The 15074-nt window shown below is 74.0% G+C and carries 13 protein-coding genes; 7 read left to right on the top strand and 6 right to left on the bottom strand.

Annotated features, from left to right (window positions below):
* The first annotated feature begins 16 nt into the window (after positions 1–16).
* On the top strand, positions 17–2914 hold the full coding sequence (locus KDL01_RS44845) for a helix-turn-helix transcriptional regulator (RefSeq protein ID WP_212532143.1): 2898 nt from the start codon (positions 17–19) through the stop codon (positions 2912–2914).
* 30 nt (positions 2915–2944) lie between these two features.
* Here the strand turns inward: KDL01_RS44845 and KDL01_RS30640 are convergent, their stop codons facing one another.
* On the bottom strand, positions 2945–3607 hold the full coding sequence (locus KDL01_RS30640) for a tyrosine-protein phosphatase (protein ID WP_212532142.1): 663 nt from the start codon (positions 3605–3607) through the stop codon (positions 2945–2947).
* 29 nt (positions 3608–3636) lie between these two features.
* Complete coding sequence (locus KDL01_RS30635) at positions 3637–4500, bottom strand: inositol monophosphatase family protein (RefSeq protein WP_212532141.1); 864 nt, start codon at positions 4498–4500, stop codon at positions 3637–3639.
* Between the two features lie 121 nt (positions 4501–4621).
* On the opposite strand from KDL01_RS30635, the gene KDL01_RS30630 reads away from it, so the two are divergent.
* A complete protein-coding gene (locus tag KDL01_RS30630) occupies positions 4622–5425 on the top strand; it encodes a GNAT family N-acetyltransferase (RefSeq protein WP_212532140.1) in 804 nt (267 codons plus the stop codon).
* 68 nt (positions 5426–5493) lie between these two features.
* Here KDL01_RS30630 and KDL01_RS30625 read toward each other — a convergent pair whose 3' ends face one another.
* Positions 5494–6180, bottom strand: coding sequence for a carboxymuconolactone decarboxylase family protein (locus tag KDL01_RS30625; protein WP_307846688.1), 687 nt, complete (start codon positions 6178–6180; stop codon positions 5494–5496).
* 174 nt (positions 6181–6354) lie between these two features.
* Between KDL01_RS30625 and KDL01_RS30620 the strand changes: the two genes are divergently transcribed.
* From KDL01_RS30620 to KDL01_RS30605, 4 genes are all read left to right on the top strand, one after another.
* Positions 6355–6942: a type II toxin-antitoxin system PemK/MazF family toxin gene (locus KDL01_RS30620; protein WP_246577225.1), complete on the top strand. Its 588-nt coding sequence runs from the start codon at positions 6355–6357 to the stop codon at positions 6940–6942.
* Positions 6943–7094: 152 nt separating this feature from the next.
* Positions 7095–10385: a DEAD/DEAH box helicase gene (locus tag KDL01_RS30615; RefSeq protein WP_212532139.1), complete on the top strand. Its 3291-nt coding sequence runs from the start codon at positions 7095–7097 to the stop codon at positions 10383–10385.
* Between the two features lie 136 nt (positions 10386–10521).
* Positions 10522–11310, top strand: a complete 789-nt coding sequence (locus tag KDL01_RS45540; RefSeq protein ID WP_212532138.1) for an SWIM zinc finger family protein — start codon at positions 10522–10524, stop codon at positions 11308–11310.
* A gap of 88 nt (positions 11311–11398) precedes the next feature.
* Positions 11399–11794 (top strand): hypothetical protein, encoded by a 396-nt coding sequence (locus KDL01_RS30605; protein ID WP_212532137.1) that lies wholly within the window; start codon positions 11399–11401, stop codon positions 11792–11794.
* 7 nt (positions 11795–11801) lie between these two features.
* Here KDL01_RS30605 and KDL01_RS30600 read toward each other — a convergent pair whose 3' ends face one another.
* The 3 genes from KDL01_RS30600 to KDL01_RS47105 all read right to left on the bottom strand — a co-directional run bounded on the left by KDL01_RS30600 (position 11802) and on the right by KDL01_RS47105 (position 13853).
* Positions 11802–12332, bottom strand: coding sequence for a hypothetical protein (locus KDL01_RS30600; protein ID WP_212532136.1), 531 nt, complete (start codon positions 12330–12332; stop codon positions 11802–11804).
* A gap of 114 nt (positions 12333–12446) precedes the next feature.
* A complete protein-coding gene (locus tag KDL01_RS30595; protein WP_212532135.1) occupies positions 12447–13589 on the bottom strand; it encodes a flotillin family protein in 1143 nt (380 codons plus the stop codon).
* 21 nt (positions 13590–13610) lie between these two features.
* Positions 13611–13853, bottom strand: coding sequence for an NfeD C-terminal domain-containing protein (locus tag KDL01_RS47105; protein ID WP_498038002.1), 243 nt, complete (start codon positions 13851–13853; stop codon positions 13611–13613).
* 241 nt (positions 13854–14094) lie between these two features.
* Between KDL01_RS47105 and KDL01_RS30590 the strand changes: the two genes are divergently transcribed.
* Positions 14095–15074 (top strand): multidrug effflux MFS transporter (locus KDL01_RS30590; RefSeq protein ID WP_212532134.1); only part of this gene is annotated, 980 nt, incomplete at its 3' end.

Here is a 15074-nt window from a genome sequence, read left to right as displayed (position 1 = left end):
TGATTAGACTCGGATCATGTTGAGCGGGCGGGACGGGGAACTGCGGAGCCTTCGAGGACTGCTGTACGACGCGCGGGCGGGCCGCGGCGGCGCGCTGACGCTCGTCGGCGAGGCGGGGATCGGCAAGTCGGCGCTGCTCGACGCCCTCGCGCGGGAGGACGGCGTCAGAGTGCTGCGGGCGACCGGGTTCGAGCCGGAGTCGGGGCTGGCTTACGCGGGGCTGCATCTGCTGCTGCATCCGGTGCTCGGCCGGCTGGCGGCGTTGCCCGGGCCGCAGCGGGAGGCGTTGAAGGCGGCGTTCGGGCTCGGTCCGGCGGAGGCGTCGGCGGCGGGCGACCGGCTGCTGATCGGGTTGGCGGTGCTGACGCTGCTGTCCGATCTGGCCGGAGCCGAGGACGGGACGGACGCGGAGACCGGCGGGACGGCAGGGGAAGCGGGCGAGGCCGGGCCGCCGGTGCTGTGCCTGGTGGACGACGCGCACTGGCTGGACAAGCCGTCGCTGGAGGCGTTGGTGTTCGCGGCGCGGCGGCTCGGGGCGGAGCGGGTGGCGGTGGTCTTCGCGGGGCGGCCTGGCTGCGCGGCGCTCGAGCAGTCGGGGCTGGCCGAGTTGGCGGTGCGCGGCCTGGCGCAGGACGCTGCCGAGGAACTGCTGGGGCAGCGGCGTCGGGATGCCGGCGCACTCCCGGATGCCGCCAGGGCTCGGATTCTGGCGCAGGCGCAGGGCAATCCGCTGGCGTTGCTCGAGCTTCCGGCGCAGGACGGCACGCCGCGTCCCGGGTTCGAGATCCTGGGTGACGCACTACTGCCCGAGTTGCCGCAGCGGCTGATGGAGGCGTTCCGGACACAGGTGGAGGCGTTGCCGGCGCAGAGCCTCGCCCTGGTGCAGCTGGCTGCGGCGGCGGACGGGCTGGGCCTCGAGGTGCTGCTGCGGGCCGCGCCGCGGTTCGGGACGGCGCCGGATGCAATCGGGCCGGCCGAGCGGGCCGGGATCCTCCAGGTGAGTCAGCGTACGTTTACGTTCCGGCATCCGCTGCTGCGTACGGCCGTGGCCTCGACCACGCCGGTGCCGCTGCGGCTGGCGGCGCACCGGGCGTTGGCGGCGTCACTGGACGGGCCCGAGGACGCGGACCTGCGGATCTGGCACGAGTCCGCGGCGGCGACCGAGCCGGACGAGCGGCTCGCGGCCGAGCTCGAGCGCACGGCGGAGCGGGCGGCCTCGCGCGGCGGACGGCAGGCGGCGGTCGCGGCGTACGAGCGGGCGGCCCGGCTCAGCCCGGACGCCGGCGCACGGCTGCGGCGCTGGGTGTCGGCGGCGGAGGCCGCGGTGGAGCACGGCGACGGGGAGCGGGCGCAGGAGTGCGCGCGGCTCGCGGAGACGGTGCTGGCGGAGTCGGCTGAATCGGGCGGGGGGCCGCGCAAGCAGAGCGGCGTGGCGGACGCCGGATTGCGGGCGCGGCTGGTGTTGGCGCGGGCGGCGGCCAAGTTCGAGCTCGGGGATCTGCGCGCTGCTTATCAGATCGCGTACTCGGGGGCGCAGGAGCTCGGGCGGGTCGGGGACGTGCGCGAGGCGGCGTGGCTGCTGTGTCAGACCGTGGACGTGGCCTGGTATCTGGGCGACCGGGAGGTGGAGTCGTACAGTGCGCTGTTCATGACGTTCTCCGCCCTTCCGGCCGAGGATCCGGCGCGCACGGTGGGCCTGTTCGTGGAGTCGGCGCTGCTGCTCTCGTTGCGCGAGCCGCTCGACTTCCTGCCGTACCGGCTGGGCGACGCCGTCGCCAAGACGCGGATCGCGGGCCTGGACGACGCGCCGGTGATGCTGACGCTCGGGGCGCTCGCGCCGATCCTGGGCCAGGACGAGGAGGCGCTCGAGCTGTTCGCGGACGTGCTCGCCGATGTCCGGGAGCACGCGCGGATCGCCTGGGTCAGCCCGACGCTCGGGGCGTTGGGCCGGATCCTGGCCCACCTCGGGCGGTTGCCGGAGGCGCGCAACGCGGCGCTCGAGGCGAGCGCGCTGGCTGAGGCGGCGGGACAGCCGCAGTGGCAGAGCCAGGTCAGTGGGCTGCTGGCGTATCTCGCGGCGGCCGCGGGCGAGGAGGAGGCGTGCCGCGGGTACGCGCGGCAGGCGATGACCGACCTCGCGCCGACGGTGATGTCCCTCGGCGAGTCCTGGGGGCGGTGGGCGCTGGGCCTGCTGGACCTGGGGCTCGGGCGGCCCGCGGCGGCGCTCGAGCACCTGCGGGTCTTGGAGAACGGGCCGGCCGTGCACCAGCTCGCCGCCACCCGCGCGTTGCCGGATCTGTTGGAGGCGGCGGTGCGTACGGGCGACCGGGCGCTGGCCGAGCGGACTCAGGACCGGCTGGTGCGCTGGGCCGGGTCGATCAAGCAGGACGCGGCGGACGCGCTCGTGCTGCGCGGCGAGGCCTTGCTGGCGGAGGACGACCCGGCCACGGCCCTGGGCGCGTTCGCCGCGGCGGTGCGGCTCTACGAGCGGCGCGACTTCCCGTTCGACCGCGCGCGGACGCAGCTGCTGTGGGGCGAACGGCTGCGGCGGGAGCGTCGCCGGACCGAGGCCCGCGTTCCGCTGAATGCCGCGCTGGAGACCTTCGAGCAGATCGGCGCGACGCCGTGGGCGGAGCGGGCGCGTCAGGAGCTCGCGGCCAGCGGCGGCCCGGCCCCGGCGGCGGGCGCGACGGTGGTCACGCCGACGAACGGTCCGGCGGCGGCCGCGCTCGCGGCGTTGACCTCGCAGGAGGCTCAGATCGTACGGCTGGCGGCGCAGGGGTTGTCGAACCGGGACATCGCGGCGCAGCTGATTCTCAGCCCCCGCACTGTCGGGCACCATCTGTACAAGGCGTATCCGAAGCTCGGCGTGCTCTCGCGCGGGGAGCTGCCGGCGCTGCTCGGGACGGCGTAAGCGGGGCGGGGCCGGCGCCGGGACCCGACCTCACACCAGCCGGGCCCGCACCGCCTCGGCGAGGTAGAGGTCCGTGCGCACTCCGGCGAGGAACTCGCGGGTCAGGACCCGGAGCTGCTCGCGGCCGGCCTCGTCCAGGGTGGCGAGGTCGTCGGGGGTCACGCCCGTCTCCCAGCGCGCGAGGAGCCGCTGCATGCTGTGTTCGTAGTCGGCGAGGATCACCTCGGGGGCCACGCCCGCGTGGGCGAGCAGCAGCATCGAGGCGAGTCCGGTGCGGTCGCGGCCGGCGGCGCAGTGGACGACGACGGTGCCCGGGGCCGCGGCTTCGAGGGCGCGGCCGAGGTCGATGGCGGCCTGCGGGTAGTCGGCGAGGTACTGGCCGAAGTTGCTGGGCAGGCCCGGCGGGTCCCAGCGTTCGATCCATTCAGGGGCCGGATACGTGTCGAGGGGGACGCGGACGAAGTCGATACCCGCGGGGTGCTCGACCTCGCCGCACTCCTCCTCGTTGCGCAGGTCGATCACCGTGCGCACGCCGTACGCGGCGAGCGCGGCCCAGCCCTGCGGCGTGAGCCCGTCGAGACTGTCCGCGCGCACCACGCGGCGCGGCGCGATACGGCCGCCGGACGCGAGCGGCAGGCCGCCGAGGTCGCGGACGTTGAAGCAGCCCTCCCAGTCCAGATCCCGGCCCGTCACGGCCGCCGATGCGACAGAGTCCGCCGATTTCACCGGTCCACCCCATCCTTGGCCCGCTGCGCCAGTCCCGCGACCATGGCCCGGGCGCTCGCCTCGTCCGGTGCGGCGACGAACGGGAGGGCGTTGTCGCCGGTCAGTTTGAACGCGCTGCCGTCCGCGCACATCGTCACGCCGCCCGCCTCGGCGTGCACGAGCAGGCCGGCCGCGTGGTCCCAGACGTATTCCCAGGTCATCAGGGCACTGGTCCGCGTCCCCGAGGCCAGGGCCAGGTACGCGGTGCCCGCGCCGTCGATGTAGCTGAAGGCCACGCCGTGGGTGCTCAGCCGCGAGACGGCGGCGCGGTGGTCGGGCTCCCAGAACCGCGGCTGCGAGGCGAGCACGTCCAGGTCGCGCAGGTTCTGGGCGGGACTCGGCGGCGGGGCCACGTGCAGGCGTTCGCCGTCGAGGTGGGCGCCGCGGCCCTTGACCGCGTGCGCCATCCGGTCCAGCCAGGGCACGTATATCCAGGACGCGACCAGTTCCGCCCGGACCGCGAGCGCGACCAGGACGGTGAACCTGGCGTTGCCGTGCGCGTAGTTCTCCGTGCCGTCGATCGGGTCGATGATCCAGACCGGCGCGTCGCCGCGGAGCAGGTCGAGCACGGCGCGGTCCTCGTAGACGGCCTCCTCGCCGACCACGCGCGAGCCCGGCAGCAGACGCGTGAGCCGGGCCGCGAGTTCGCGCTCGGCCGCCCGGTCGGCGACGGTGACCAGGTCGCCGGGGGTCTTCTCGGCGATGTCGCCGGCCGCGAGGCGGCCGAAGCGGGGCAGGATCTCCTGGGCGGCCACCGCGCGTATCGCCGCGGATATCTCGGCCACGGCCTTCTCATCGGGCAGTTCGAACACGTCCGGCATGACGATCACTCTGCCACAGACCCCCGCGACCACGGCGGGGACGGCGGGCGAACGCGAGGCGAACATGCGCGGCCGGGGAATCGACGCGACCGGTGGGCGGGCCCGCACGTACCATGCGGCCATGGACACCAAGGCAGTGCTCGAACTGTTCGACCGACGGCTGCGCCGCGACCATCCCGCCGACGGGCCGGGGGACGTGGTCGAACGCGTCGGGGCGGTGGTTCGGCAGGTGGGCGCGGGCGACGGCTGGACCGGGGTGCTCTGGTCGGACTTCGGCGGGGCGGACGGGGACGACGCGGCCGCAGCCGCCGCGGACGCGGCCATCGCCGAGCAGATCGGCTACTTCACCGGGCTCGACCGGGAGTTCGAGTGGAAGCTCTACTCGCACGACCGGCCCGCGGACCTCGGCGGTCGGCTGGCCGCGGCCGGGTTCATGCCGGACGAGCCGGAGACGGTTCTGGTCGGGGCGGTCGCCGACCTGCCGACCGAGCCGGAGGTGCCCGAGGGCGTGCGACTGCTGAAGGTGACCGACGTCGCCGGGGTCGAGCTCATGATGCAGGTGCACGACGAGGCCTTCGGGCGCCCGTCGCCGCGGCTGCACCGGCACCTGCTGCACCAGGTCGCGCACGAGCCCGACGCGATCGACGCGGTGCTGGTGCTGGCCGGGGACCGGCCGGTGTGCGCCGCGCGCACCGACTTCCATCAGGGCACGGAGTTCGCCAGCCTGTGGGGCGGCGGCACGGTGCCGCAGTGGCGGGGCCGGGGAATCTACCGGGCCACCGTCGCGTACCGGACGGCGTTGGCGGCCGCCCGCGGATATCAGTACCTCCAGGTCGACGCGTCGGACCAGAGCCGCCCGATCCTCGAGCGGCTCGGCTTCCACGCCCTGGCCACGACGACTCCGTACACGTACACGCCGCACTGACGAGCCCCGGGCCGCGCGCGCCGCCCTCCCGCAAGGCGGCGCGCCCGACGGGCCTGAACCGACGTGCCCTACTTGGAGCCGAGCAGCCGGGCGAAGAAGCCCCGGCGCGGCGTGTTCTCCTCGGCCTCGCCGGCGGCGGCAGCGGCGGCGGCCGCACTGGCCGCGGCCGCGGCGGCCTTGGCGGCCGAGATCGCCGCGGCGCCGCCGGCCGGGGCCTGGCTCGGGATCGCATAGCCCTGGGTCACCAGGCGGTCGGCCACCAGCGCGTACGCGGCCGGGTCGTGCGGGGTGAGCGTGGCGAGGCCGTCGACGTAGCGGTTGTACATGCAGAAGGCCGCCGCGACCAGGACCGTGTCGTGGATGTCGCGGTCCTCGGCGCCCGCCGCCCGCGCGGCCGTGATCTGCTCCTCCTTGACCGCCCAGCCGCCCTGCGCCACCGCGCCCGCGATGGCCAGCAGGGCGCGCAGCCTGTCGTCGATCGGGGCCAGCGACGGGTCCTTGCGCACCTGGTCCACCAGCGGCGTGCCCTCCGGCATCAGCACCGCCGCGCACGCGCCGTGGGAGGCGGCGCAGTACTCGCAGTCGTTCTGCTCGGAGACGTAGGCCGCGATCAGTTCCCGCTCGCCGCGGGTGAGCGGGGAGTCGCCGCGCAGGAGCACCTCGGCGAGGTCCATCATCGGCTTGGCGGTCTCCCTGCGGTACTCCAGCAGGGACCTGATTCCGTAGAGATTGGGGTCCAGGAAGATGTGGGGCACGGGAACTCCTGCGTATTCAGATGCGTCGTCAGGTTCGGCCGTACACTAGCGTATTGGCCTGCTGCCGCCCACCCTGCGGGCTGCCCGGAGCGCCCGGCGGACGGGTCCCGCGGCGGCGGACGGCCGGCCGGAAACGGACCCTTCCATACCTCGGCGGCGGGTAGGGTGCCGCCTATGACCGAGACCCATCACCCGACTCCGATGGACCTGCCGCACCACCAGATCGAGCACCCGGTGGAAGGCCACGTCCCGCATCCGGCCCCGGACCACGAGGGCGAGCACGGCGAGCACCCGCACGCCGAGCACGAGCACGACCCGTTCGCCGACTCCCCCGGACGCCAGGCCCCTTACGCCACCGAGGAGGTGGACCCGCACGCCATCGGCGCGGTGCACACCCAGTACGCGCCGAAGCACGACGCCGACCCGGACCCGGGCGAGATCGTGTGGACCTGGGTGCCCTACGAGGAGCACGACGGGCGCGGCAAGGACCGGCCGGTGCTGCTGGTGGCGCGGGAGAAGGAGACCGCGAACGACGAGACGCTGCTGGCGATCAAGCTCACCAGCAAGTGGCACGCGGACGCGGAGAACTGGGTGGACGTCGGCACCGGCGCCTGGGACCGGGAGGCGCGCGAGTCCTGGGCGGTGATCGACCGGGTCATGCGGGTGCACCACCGCGGCATCCGGCGCGAGGGCTGCGCGATGGACCGGGAGGACTTCGACAAGGTCATCGCGCACCTGCACGAGCGCTACCGCTGGAGCTGAGCGCGGGCACGACGGGCGCGGGATCCGGCGCGCCGCCGACGGCCCGCGCCCCGTGGCGCCGAGACGGCAGGGACCGTCGAGGCCCACCGCCGGTGGGCTAGGCTGGAACTTTACCGATCGTGCGAATCCGGCGAGGGGAACCCAGGCGAGCGATGTACGTGCTGCACGCGCTGTTCAGCGAGGCCGGCTCCTGGGAGCTGTGGGCCGAGGATTCGCGGCGCGATCGGCACGCCGCGCCGGAGCAGCCGGGCGGCACGCGCACGGGTGGGACGCGCGCCGGCGCCGCACGCACCGGCACGGCACGGGCGGGTGCCAAGCGGGCGGACGGCGGCGCGGCGCCGGCGGCGCGGCATCCGTTCGCGGCCGACCCGGCCGAGCTTGCGCGGGTGCTCGCGGGCGCGGGTCCGGCCGTGGCCGAGGCGCTGACCGGGGCGGATGTGCGCGGCGCGGTGCCGCTGGCGCTGCCCTCGGGCACGCTCGGGCCGGTGCCGAGCGAGCGGCTGGCCCGGCTCGCCGCGTCCGCGGAGCCGACGGCGGCCGAGGGGCTGCGCGCCTGGATCGTGCCGACGCTCGTGCTCGACCCGGCCGCGGGCGCCGGACTGCTCGACGCACTCGGCGAGGACGACGTGCTCGCGGTCTACGACGAGGACGGAACCGAGCGCGAGCTGCCGCTGGACCCCAGCGTCCGGTACGCGCACGCGGTCGCCGCGTTCGCCGGGGCGCTGGTCGCCCGGGGCGCGCTGCGGCCCTCGCTCGGCTACGACGCCGAGGTGGACGGCTACTTCGCCGGCTGGGTGCCGGACTACACCCTGGAGACCGCGGCGCACCGCAGGTCCCTGATCGCGGCGATGCCCCCGGCGTTCCGCTGCCAGCTGCTCGACGACTCCCTCGACGGACGCGTGGCCGGCGAGGTCTTCGACGGGGCGCTCGAGGCATTGGTCGACGCGTACGCCGCGGCCGCGTTCACCGGACCGCACGGGCTGCACGGCGAGGCGCTGGCCCCGCCCGGCGGCCGCGCCGGGCGGGCCAGCGCGCAGCGGCTCTGGCTGGACGCGCTGACCTCGGCCAAGAGCCGCCGGCTGGATCCTGAGCTGGTCTCGGCGGACGCGGCGGACGCGGCGGACGAGCTGATCGACCTGCTCGAGGCCTGGGCGAACGCGCCGCAGGACGAGGCCTCGCCGGTGCGCACCTGCTTCCGGCTGCGCGACCCGGGCCAGCAGGAGCACGACGTCGAGGCCTGGACGGTGGAGCTGCTGCTCGCCTCCACCCAGGACCCCTCGCTGCTCGCCACCGCGTCCGAGGTCTGGCACCGCACCGGCGCGGCCCGGGTGCTGCGGGCCGGCGGTCTGGATCCGCAGCAGGCGCTGCTGCAGGGGCTCGGCCGGGCGGCCAGGTACTTCCCGGAGCTCGGCGAGGTGCTGCTGCAGCCGCGGCCGGTCTCGGTCACGCTCACCCCGAGCCAGGCTCTCACCTTCCTGCGACGCGTCGCCCCGGCGCTGCGCGAACGCGGGTTCGGCGTGCTGCTGCCGCCGTGGTGGGCGGGGCGGCGCAAGCGGATCTCGCTCACCCTGCACACCGAGTCGGCGGCGCCGCAGCCCGGCGCGGCCGAGCTCGACGCCAAGTTCGGGCTCAAGGAGCTGGTCCAGTACCACTGGCAGGCCGCGATCGGCGCGACGGAGCTGACCGAGGCGGAGTTCAAGGAGCTGGCCGCGGCCAAGTCGGACCTGGTCCGGCTGCGCGGCGAGTGGGTCGAGGTGGACACGGCGCGGCTGGCCGCGGCCGCGGCGGCGGTCGGGGCGCACCAGTCGGGCGTGATGACGGCGGCCGACGTGCTCAACCGGGCCATGCACGGCCTGGACCAGCAGCGGCTGCCGCGCGCGCTGCGGGACCGGCCGCTGGAGGTCAAGGTCAGCTCGACCGGCTGGCTCGGCGACCTGCTCTCCGGCACGGCCGAGCAGCGCTACACGCAGGCCGCCACCCCGCGCGGGCTCAAGGCCACGCTGCGGCCGTACCAGCGGCGCGGCGTCGGCTGGCTGCAGTTCATGGACGGGCTCGGGCTCGGCGCGATCCTGGCCGACGACATGGGCCTTGGCAAGACGGTGCAGGTGCTCGCGGTGCTCGAGCAGGAGCGCGCCGAGGCCGGGCGCAGGCGGCTGGAGCCGACGCTGCTGATCTGCCCGATGTCGCTGGTGGCCAACTGGCAGCGGGAGGCCGAGCGGTTCACCCCGAGGCTGCGGGTGCACGTGCACCACGGCTCGGAACGCCTGAGCGGGCCGGAGTTCCACGAGGCCGTGCGCGGGGTGCACCTGGTGGTCACCACGTACGCGCTGGCCCTGCGCGATCGGGACCAGCTGGCCGAGGCGGGCTGGCGCCGGATCGTGCTGGACGAGGCGCAGGCGATCAAGAACGCGGCGACCAAGCAGGCCAAGGCGGTCCGCTCGCTGCACGCGCCGCGCCGGATCGCGCTGAGCGGCACGCCGGTGGAGAACCGGCTGGCGGACCTGTGGTCGCTGATGGAGTTCGCCAACCCCGGGCTGCTGGGCACGGCCGAGCAGTTCAAGGACCGCTTCGCCCGGCCGATCGAGCGCGGCAACGAGGGGGCCGATGCCGCCGCGGCCCGGCTGCGCCAGGCCACCTCCTCCTTCATCCTGCGGCGGGTCAAGACCGATCCGGCGATCATCAGCGATCTGCCGGAGAAGGTCGAGATGAAGGTGGTGTGCAACCTGACCCGGGAGCAGGCCAGCCTGTATCAGAGCACGGTGGACCAGATGCTGGCGGCGATCCAGGGGGCCAAGGACGGAATCGGGAAGAAGGGCCTGGTCCTGGCCATGCTCACCCGGCTCAAACAGATCTGCGACCACCCCGCGCTCTTCCTCAAGGACGGCTCGCGGCTGCCCGGCCGCTCGGGCAAGCTGGCCCGGGTGGAGGACCTGTGCGACGAGGTGCTCGCGGCGGGCGAGAAGGCCCTGCTGTTCACCCAGTACGCCGAGTTCGGCGCGATGCTCCAGTCGTTTCTGTCCGAGCGCTTCGGCCGGCCGGTCTCGTTCCTGCACGGCGGGGTGTCCAAGCCGGCCCGTGACGCGATGGTGCGCGGGTTCGAGGAGGCGGACGGGCCGCCGCTGTTCGTGCTCTCGCTCAAGGCGGGCGGCGTGGGGCTGAACCTGACCGCGGCCAACCACGTCGTGCACGTGGACCGGTGGTGGAACCCGGCGGTGGAGAACCAGGCCACCGACCGCGCGTTCCGGATCGGCCAGCGTAAGAACGTGCAGGTGCGCAAGCTGATGTGCGCGGGCACGCTGGAGGAGCGGATCGACCGGGTGATCGAGGAGAAGAAGGGCCTGGCCGAGCGGATCGTGGGCACCGGCGAGGGCTGGCTGACCGAACTGTCGGTGGCTCAGCTGCGGGATCTGGTGCTGCTCTCGGGCGACGCGGTCTCCGAGTGAAACGGCGGGCGAGGGTGGAGGTGAGCAGACGATGAGTCCGGCAGGAAGTACGGGCAGGACGGGCGGCGCGGGCGGTGCGGGCGGCAGGAGCAGCCGCGGCGGCGGTCGGGCCGCGGCTGCAGCAGCGGCAGCCGAAGTGACGGCGCCTCAGGCCGAGGCGGGCGGTGTCACCTCGCATCGCTGGTCGAAGCGGCTGATCATGGTGCTGGAGAGCTTCAGCGACCGGGAACGGCTGCACCGCGGCCGGACCTACGCGGCGAGCGGCGACGTGGAGGATCTCGACGTACGCCCCGGCGAGGTCTACGCGAGCGTGCGCGGGACGCGGCGGCGGCCCTACAGCGTGACCATCCGGATCAACGTCCTGACTCCGGACCAGTGGTCGCGGGTGGAGCGGCTGATGGCGGCGCGTACGGACCTTTACACCTCGCTGCTCGAGGGGACGATGCCCGAGCACGTCGAGGACGTCTTCCACGACACCGGGCTCTCGCTCTACCCGAGCCGCCGCGAGTTCGACGCCGACTGCACCTGCCCCGACATGGTGCGTCCGTGCAAGCACATCGCCGCGACCTGCTACGTGCTGGCCGACCGGCTGGACCAAGACCCGTTCGACCTGATGCTCTGGCGCGGCCGGCGCAAGGCCGATCTGCTGCGCCGGCTCGAGTCGCTGCGCGACGACCAGGCCTGGGCGCAGTCGGAGGCCGCACCCGAGCCGGAGGACCTGCCGCTGGCCGAGGCGCTCGGCGCGTTCTGGTCCGGGGCGCAGCCGCTGCCGGTGCTGCCGCCGGCGCCGGAGGACTCCCGGCCCGGCGCGATCCTGGACCGGCTCGGCCCGCTCGGGGTGGGGGTCTCCGGCGAGGGCGGCCGGGGCGAGACCGACCTGACGGACCTGCTGCGCCCGGCCTACGAGGCGCTGGCCCGCAGCTGACGCGGCCCGCGGCCGGGGCCCGGACGGCCGGGTGCGCACCCGCCCGGAAAACCTGGCACGACACCCGGTGACCTGTTAGCTTTCCCTGGTGACTTCGAAGTCGAACGGTCCTTCCGCACATGCGGATATAGACGAGTTGCAGGCCTGGGCGGCCCGCGCGAACAAGGCCGCGGTCGGCAGCGCGGGCACGACGCCGAGCACGCCCACCGCGTCCGCGGGCAGCACCCCCGGCGCCGCGCCCTCGGCCTTCTCCAGCGTGCCGACGCCCTCGTACGGCCAGGCGGTGAGCGAACGGCGCGGCTCCGGACTGCGCGGCGGCTCGATGCTGCCCAAGATCCTGCTCGTGGCCGGCGCGGGGATCGCCGTCTACCTGGTGTTCTCGTTCATCCTCAGCCTGCTGATGACGCTGCTGATGATCGTGGGCGGGGTCGCGCTGCTCTACGGCGTCTACAAGGTCGGGCGCTGGCGGGGCCGGCGCGACTGACCTCCGGTCAGGCCAGCGCCTTGGCCTGGATCAGGTCCGCGACCAGCGCGATCGCCTCGGTGCGCCCGGCCGAGTCGCTCGTGTCGCGCAGTTCGGAGAGCTTGTCGACGACGTCGTGCACGTCGGTGTCCGGATGCGCGGCCTCGTCGAGGTCGAGCACGACGACGGATTCGTCGGCGTAGTGCACCTTGCCGTCGCGGAAGACGACCAGGGCCTTGGTGCCGGTGGCGGTCTTGGCCGAGCGCGGCGCGCTCTTGCGCTTCTTCGCCTTGGACGAGGGTTCGGGGTCGGGCTCCACGCTGCGCGGCTGCGGGACCTCGGGCTCGGCCGAAGCCTCGGGCTCGGACTCCGGCTCGGGATCGGGCTCGGCGGCGGGCTCGGCGGCGGGCTCTGATTCGGCCTCGGTCTCTGCTTCGATCTCCGCCTCGGGAACAGGCACCGCGGGCTCGGAGATCTCAGCCTCCGGATCGACCGGATCGACCTCTTCGACCGGCTCGAGCACCTCAACAGCGGCACCGTCGTTCTGCATCGCGTCCATGCCCGGACCAACGAACGACCCCTGAGCCGGTTACTCACGCTCCGCACACACCGACGCGCCGGGGCGAAAAGCCCGGCGCGTCGAGGTGATACGGCTGTCTACCTCCTGATCAACCTACCGCCGCGGGTCGTCCTCGATCCGGATGGTCTCGACCTCGGAGCCGGGCGCGGACTGCTCGACCGTCTGGCCGAGTCCCTGCTTGACCGAGTCCAGGATGGTAAGACCCTGGCTCACCAGGCCGGCCGCGATCTGGCCGAGGCCGTCCGCGCCGTTGAGCACGTTGATGTTCGCGCCCTGCAGGCCGTTGGCGGCCTCGCGCACGATCTGCGGGAGCTGGTCGATGATCATGCGGTCCAGCGCGACGCGGCCGTTGGAGGCCGCGGCCTCGGCCTGGATCCGCATCCGGTCCGCCTCGGCCTGAGCCAGCACCTTGATCCGCTCGGCCTCGGCCTGCGCGGGCTTGATCACCTCGGCCACCAGCTGCTGCTGGCGCAGTTCGGCGGCCCGCTCGGCCAGTTCGGTCTGCGCGGCCAGCACCTGGCGCTGGGACTGGGCCTGGGCGAGCGGTCCGGCCTGGGCGGCCTCCGCCTGGGCCTTGTCTATCTGCGCCTTGTACTCGGCCTGCACGACCGCGGTCTGCCGGGCGTACTCGGCCCGCTGCCGCTCGGCGTCCTGCTCGGCCATCGCCGAGGCCCGGGTCGCCTCGGCCTGCGCGACCTGCGCCTGCCGACGGATCTCGGCCTTGTGCGGGGCGCTCATCGCCTCGATGTAGCCGCTGCCCATGTCGTCGATGGACTGGATCTGCAGCGAGTCCACCAGCAGGCCGATCTTGACCATCTCGGCCTTGGAGGTGTCGAGCACCGCCTCGGCCAGCTTCTGCCGCTCGGTGATGATCTCCTCGACCGTCATCGAGCCGATGATCGAGCGCAGGTGGCCGGCGAAGATCCGGCCGGTGAGCACCGACATCTGGTTCTGGTCGGACAGGAACCGCTGGCCGGCGTTGACCACCGACTCCGGGTCGTTGCCCACCTTGAACGCGATCACCGCCTTGACCTGCAACGGGATCGCCTGACGGGTGACGCAGGTCTCGGAGACCTCCGCCTCGCACATGGCCAGGGTCAGGAACTTGACCTTCCGGAAGATCGGCAGCACGTACGTGCCGTGGCCGGTCACCACCCGGAACGGCGCCCCACCCTGCCGCCTTCCACCCGAGATCAGCATCGCCTGGTCGGGTGCCGGGACCTTGTAGAACAGCATCGCTCCCCTACCTTCTTTCGTTCATGGCGCTACCCCGCCGGGAGCGTCGAGCGGATCGTCCGGCCAGGGCACGACATCCACGGCACGCGGACCCCGTCGCGTGACCGCGAGAACGTGCGTTCCTCGTGGCAGTGTCTGCTCGGACCAGGCGATATACGCCTCGGTACCCCCGCCCACCTGCAGCAGCGCTTCCCCGGGACCCTGGGCGCCGCGCGTACCGATCGTCAGTACGCCGATTGCGCCGAGAGCGGGCTCTTCGTGCACCGCCTGCCACACCCCTCACCCGTCGATCCAGGACGTCATCCGGACATCCACAGGTAACCGTACTCCTCGCCAGGGTCCCCGGACAGAGTCCGCACGGCGGCGCGGCGGGTGACCGGCGCCACACCGCGCCGAGCGGATTTCCGCAGCTCGGGCAGGTAAGGGACAATCGATGATCGCGCCCTTTGTCTCGGGCCCCTCCCCCACGCCCCGCCGCACGTCCGAAGCCTCCGGAGCCGCCCGTATGGCCCTGTCCGCCGAGTCCTTCGACTCCCTCGACCCCCTGGAGCCAGCGCACTCGGCGGCGCCCTCCACCCCGCTCGCCACCGCGCCCGGGCGCGCACCCGCGGCCCAGCCGATCGTGCTGCTCGGGACGCTGAGCGCACTGGCCGCGCTCTCGCTGGACATGTACGTGCCGGGGCTGCCGGCGCTGGCCGCCGACCTGCACACCACCGCGTCGGCCGCGCAGCTGACCCTGACCGCGTGCCTGGTCGGGCTGGCGCTCGGGCAGCTGCTGGCCGGGCCGCTCAGCGACGCGCGCGGGCGGCGGCGGCCGGTGCTGGTCGGGATGTGCCTCTACACGGCGGCCTCGCTGCTGTGCGCGCTGGCGCCCTCGATCTGGCTGCTGGTGGGGCTGCGGCTGGTGCAGGGCGCGGCCGGCGGGACGGCGATGGTGGTGGCCACCGCGGCGGTGCGCGACCGCGGCTCCGACCGGGTCGGCACGGCCCGGCTGTTCGCCACCCTGATGGTGGTCAACGGCCTCGCCCCGATCCTGGCGCCGGTGATCGGCGGTCAGCTGCTGCACTGGACCGACTGGCGCGGGGTGTTCCTGCTGCTCGGGGTGATCGGCGCGCTGATGCTGGCGGCCTCGGCGGCCTGGTTCGGCGAGTCGCATCCGCCGGAGCGGCGCCGGCGCGGGCTCGGGCCACGGGCGCTGCTGCCGGTCTACCGCAGGGTGCTCACGGACCGGGTGTTCGTGGGCTGCCTGCTGGGCAACGGCCTGGCCATGGGGGGCATGTTCGGCTACATATCCGGCTCGCCCTTCGTGCTGCAGGACGTACACGGGCTCACCGCGCAGCAGTACAGCCTGGTGTTCGCCTCCAACGGCGCCGGAATCGTGGCGGGCAGCCAGCTCAGCCACGCGCTGGCCGGCCGGGTCGGACCCAGGACCCTGATGCTGGCCGGGCTGTGCGGCACCGCGGCGGGCGGGGTGGGGGTGTGGAT

The sequence above is a fragment of the Actinospica durhamensis genome (assembly GCF_018139695.1).
Taxonomy (GTDB): domain Bacteria; phylum Actinomycetota; class Actinomycetes; order Streptomycetales; family Catenulisporaceae; genus Actinospica; species Actinospica durhamensis.
The sequence above is the reverse complement of the archived record's forward strand: the minus strand, read 5'-3'. Positions and strand labels throughout refer to the sequence as shown.

Excerpts from the sequence above, each read along its gene's own strand:
- KDL01_RS30620 (WP_246577225.1), top strand. The coding sequence starts at position 6,355 with ATGACCGAGACCCATCACCCGACTCCGATGGACCTGCCGCACCACCAG.
- KDL01_RS44845 (WP_212532143.1), top strand. The coding sequence starts at position 17 with ATGTTGAGCGGGCGGGACGGGGAACTGCGGAGCCTTCGAGGACTGCTG.
- KDL01_RS30635 (WP_212532141.1), bottom strand. The coding sequence starts at position 4,500 with ATGCCGGACGTGTTCGAACTGCCCGATGAGAAGGCCGTGGCCGAGATA.
- KDL01_RS30615 (WP_212532139.1), top strand. The coding sequence starts at position 7,095 with ATGTACGTGCTGCACGCGCTGTTCAGCGAGGCCGGCTCCTGGGAGCTG.
- KDL01_RS30630 (WP_212532140.1), top strand. The coding sequence starts at position 4,622 with ATGGACACCAAGGCAGTGCTCGAACTGTTCGACCGACGGCTGCGCCGC.
- KDL01_RS30600 (WP_212532136.1), bottom strand. The coding sequence starts at position 12,332 with ATGGACGCGATGCAGAACGACGGTGCCGCTGTTGAGGTGCTCGAGCCG.
- KDL01_RS30595 (WP_212532135.1), bottom strand. The coding sequence starts at position 13,589 with ATGCTGTTCTACAAGGTCCCGGCACCCGACCAGGCGATGCTGATCTCG.